The organism is Haloparvum sedimenti (genome assembly GCF_001462205.1).
In the GTDB taxonomy this organism is placed as follows: Archaea; Halobacteriota; Halobacteria; order Halobacteriales; family Haloferacaceae; genus Haloparvum; species Haloparvum sedimenti.
The window spans coordinates 1-4,024 of sequence record NZ_LKIR01000048.1 but is presented as its reverse complement, the minus strand read 5'-3'; the positions used below and the strand labels follow the sequence as shown (position 1 = coordinate 4,024).

General features: G+C 70.4%; 4 protein-coding genes. 1 reads left to right on the top strand and 3 read right to left on the bottom strand.

Annotation, left to right across the window (positions count from 1 at the left end; all coding sequences use genetic code 11):
- Positions 1-673 (bottom strand): aldo/keto reductase (locus AN233_RS02990; protein ID WP_245625983.1); only part of this gene is annotated, 673 nt, incomplete at its 3' end.
- Between the two features lie 118 nt (positions 674-791).
- Positions 792-1,739: a TIGR03571 family LLM class oxidoreductase gene (locus tag AN233_RS02985; RefSeq protein WP_058365374.1), complete on the bottom strand. Its 948-nt coding sequence runs from the start codon at positions 1,737-1,739 to the stop codon at positions 792-794.
- Between the two features lie 105 nt (positions 1,740-1,844).
- On the opposite strand from AN233_RS02985, the gene AN233_RS02980 reads away from it, so the two are divergent.
- On the top strand, positions 1,845-2,288 hold the full coding sequence (locus tag AN233_RS02980; RefSeq protein WP_058365373.1) for a pyridoxamine 5'-phosphate oxidase family protein: 444 nt from the start codon (positions 1,845-1,847) through the stop codon (positions 2,286-2,288).
- 20 nt (positions 2,289-2,308) lie between these two features.
- Here the strand turns inward: AN233_RS02980 and glmM are convergent, their stop codons facing one another.
- On the bottom strand, positions 2,309-3,661 hold the full coding sequence (gene glmM / locus AN233_RS02975; protein WP_058365387.1) for a phosphoglucosamine mutase: 1,353 nt from the start codon (positions 3,659-3,661) through the stop codon (positions 2,309-2,311).
- Positions 3,662-4,024: the final 363 nt, after the last annotated feature.

The window sequence follows — 4,024 nt, the reverse complement described above, 5'->3', positions numbered from 1 at the left end:
CCTCCGCCTCGTAGGGGCGGGTGAGGTAGCCGGCCGCCATCGGACTCCACGGCATGACGCCGATCCCCTCCGTCTCGCAGAGGGGAAGCATCTCGCGCTCCTCCTCGCGGTAGGCGAGGTTGTAGAGGTTCTGCATCGTGGCGAACCGCTCCAGCCCGAGGCGGTCACTCGTGTGGAGCGCGTCCGCGAACTGGTGGGCCCACATCGAGGAGGCGCCGATGTACCGCGTCTTGCCGCGCCGCACTGCGTCGTCGAGCGCGCGCAGCGTCTCCTCGATCGGCGTGTCGTAGTCCCAGCGGTGGATCTGGTAGAGGTCCACCGTGTCCATCCCCAGTCGGTCAAGCGAGTTGTCCAGCTCCTGCTCGATCGTCTTCCGGGAGAGCCCCGCGGCGTTCGGATGCTCGCTCGCGCCGGGGAACCGGATCTTCGTCGCGACGACCTGCTCGTCGCGGTCGTGCTCCGCGAGCACGTCGCCGAGGATCTCCTCGCTCTCGCCGTTCGAGTAGACGTTGGCCGTGTCGAAGAAGTTGGTACCCAACTCGATCGCGCGCTCGACCAGTTCGCGGCCCTCCTCCGGGTCCAGCATCCAGTCGTGGCCGCTGCCGAAGCTCATACAGCCGAGACACAGCCGCGAGACGGTCGTGCCGGTCGAACCGAGCGTCGTGTACTCCATGCCGAACGGGCGGGTGCTGGGGTGTTAAATCCAGAGGCGTCGTGCGTGTTCAGCGAAGACATAAACCAGATAGAACGATACATAACACAGTCGCCGCGCTGAGCGCACTTCGGCCGCGCTATCGGTCGCTTCCGTCCGTCCCGGTCTCTCGCACCGGCTCCATCACCTCGCTCGCGAACCGCTCCAGCGCGCGCTCGGGGTCGTCGCCGCGGAGGCCGACCAGCAGGTGGTCGACGCCCGCGTCCTCGAGGTCGCGGACGTACTCGCGGAACCACTCCGTCCCCGCGCGGAATCCCTGATGGACGTGCTCGGGGTCCGCGGTCGGGTCGTCCGCGAGGTCGACCTGCATCGCCATCGCGAAGGGTTTCTCGCCCGCGGCCGCCCGCCAGTCGTCGAGGTACGACTCCAGCGTCGACTCGGGCAGGTGGTAGAACAGCCAGCCGTCGCCGTGCTCGCCGATCCACTCGACGGTCTGTCTGGCGTGCCCCGTCGGCAACAGCGGGAGCGTCTCCGTCGTCGGCTCCGGGACGACGGAGAGGTCGCCGTCGAGCGTGCCCCACGCGGTGTCCGCCTCCGGGAACTCCTCGGACCAGACCGTCCGCAGGAGGTCGACCGCCTCGCGGAACAAGTGGTCGCGGTCGTCGGGGTCCACGTCGAACGCGGGAAACTCCGGGTCACGATCGCCCGTAGCGACGCCCAACACGAGCCGGCCGTCCGAGAGGCGGTCGACGGAGGCGGCGGCCTTCGCGACGTGGAGGGGATGTCTGAGCGTGAGCACGACGCTGGCAGTTCCGAGCGTGATCTCGTCGGTCGCGGTCGCCATCCGGGTGAGCCACGGCCACACGTCGAACGTCTGCCCGGCGTCGCCGAACGACGGCCAGAAGGTCGGTACATCGCGGGCCCACAGCGCGTCGTAGCCCAGTTCCTCCGCGCGGCAGGCGAGGCGGACCTCCGCGTCGACGTCCGGCGCCGACTCGTCCGCGTTCGTCAGCGGGAACCCCGTGCCGAACGTGAGCCGATCCGTCGCGAACAGCCGACGGAACCCGGCGTTGTGGTGTGCGGACATCGGTTACGGTCACCGAGGCGACCGCGACACAACGACCTGTCGGTCGGGGCGGTCGGTCCCCTCACGTGCTGTACACTTATCCGAACCTGCGGCGTACTGTGAGCCATGGTCAACGAGGCGACGATGGACGAGCGGGAGCGGGACGCGTTCCTCGGTATCGGCGGGACCGGGGTGATCGCCTTCGCGAGCGAACCGGACGAGCCACCCCACGCGGTGCCGGTCTCGTACGGCTACGACGCCGAGACGACCGCGTTCTTCTTCCGTCTCGCGGTAGGCGGCGGGAGCGAGAAGGTGACCGTCCTCGACCGCCCGATCTCGTTCGTGACTCACGAACGGGGCGAAGAGGGTGCACGGAGCGTCGTCGCGACCGGCACCCTGGAGCACACCGCCGAGGCGGATATCGCGACGGAGACGCTTGCGGCGCTGAAGCGGGTCCACATTCCGATCGTCGACATCTTCGGCCAGCCGCCCGAGCAGGTGGACTTCGAGTTCTACCGACTCGTTCCGGACACGTTCGAGGGGCGCGCGGAGTCGTCGACCGCGGTCTGAAGACCGGGTCACCGCCGCAGTCACTCGGACTGCTCGACCGCCCCGACCGCCTCCTCGAGCACCGACCGTGCCTCCGAGAGAATGTCGTCCGCGAGTTCGGGACCGCGCGCCTCGGCGGTCAGTCGGACGAGCGGTTGCGTCCCGGACGCGCGTACGAGGAACCAGCCTTCGTCGAGTTCGACGCGGACGCCGTCGAGCGTTGAAGTGTCGGCGTACTCCGCCGTCAGGCGCTCCGCGACGCGTTCCATCACGGCAGCCTTGTCCGCCACCTCGACGCTCGCTCGTCGGATCGGGTGACTATCGACGGTCGCGAGTCGGTCCGCGACCGGTTCCGCCGCGGCCATCGCCGCCAGCGTCACCGCCGCGAGCGGACCGTCCGGACACAGCGTCTGCTCCGGGAAGATCCACGCGCCGGAGGGCTCCCCGCCGAAGACGACGCCCTCCTCGCGCGTCCGCTCGGCCACGTACACGTCGCCCACCCGCGTCCGCGTGACGCTCGCGCCGACCTCGGCGAGCGCGTCGTCGACCGCGAGGCTGGTGTCGACCGGCGCCGCCACCTCGTCGCCAGCCCCCGCCTCCCGGCGCGCGAACAGCGCGAGCAGCAGGTCGCCCGGGACGAACTCGCCGTCGCCCGCGACCGCCATCATCCGGTCCGCGTCCCCGTCGTGAGCGATCCCCAGATCCGCGTCGGTCGCCGCGACGTGCGCGCACAGCCCGCGGCAGGTCTCGGCGGTCGGCTCGCTCGGCCGCCCCGGGAACCGCCCGTCGCGCTGGGCGTTGAGCGTCGCCACGTCCGCGCCCAGCTCGTGAAGCGCGTCGGCCGTCACCCGTCCCGTGCCGTTGCCCAGATCCACGACGACGGAGAGGTCGCCGAACGTCGAGCCCGTCTCCGCGACGGCGCGCTCGCCCGCGTCCACGAGCGCCGCGCGGTGGCGGGCGTCTGCGTCCGCGCCCTCCCGCCGGACGCCGTGGCCGTCCCACGCCGCGAACGCGAACTTCCCCTCCTCGATCCGTGACTCGACGGTCGCCCGGCGGTCGGCGTCGAACGCCTGCCCCGAGCGCGTCCAGAGCTTGATCCCGTTGTCCGCGGGCGGGTTGTGCGAGGCGGTGACGACGACGCCCGCGTCAGCGTCCTCGCCCGCGACGGCCCGCGCGACGGTCGGCGTCGCCGCGACGCCCAGGTCCACCACGTCGGTCCCGCACTCGACCAGCCCGGCCGCGAGCGCGTCCACCAGCGCCCGCCCGGAGTCGCGGGCGTCGCGCCCGACAACCACGCGGTCGGCGTCCGCCGCGACCGCACGCCCCACGTCGAGCGCGAGGTCCGCCGTCACCGTCTCGCCGACCGGTCCGCGCACGCCGCTCGTTCCGAACAGAGACATACGCAACCGCACGCGGCCGACCGCCAAAAAGTGGCGGGCGATCGATAGCGATACTTAGTGGAGCGCGGTCGTTGTTCTGTTTTTCTGTCAGTTAGTGGGCTTTCTGTGACTGCTGCAGATCCTGCTGCTCGGGACAGCAACACCCAGAAAGCCCCAGCCGGCTCGACCGCGCCGGGCCTCGCTGCGCTCCTCGCTCTCAGCACCGCCCGCTGCGGTGCTTGCGTCGTCCGGGCGGGATCGAGCCGGCTGCCCCTTTCAGCGGCCGTGTTTAATCACCTGAAGGGAGTGGAATTTGCTGTTCCGCGGCCTTCCTGATGTTGTATACTGCACACATCAGCGCAAGTTCACGGAATTCTC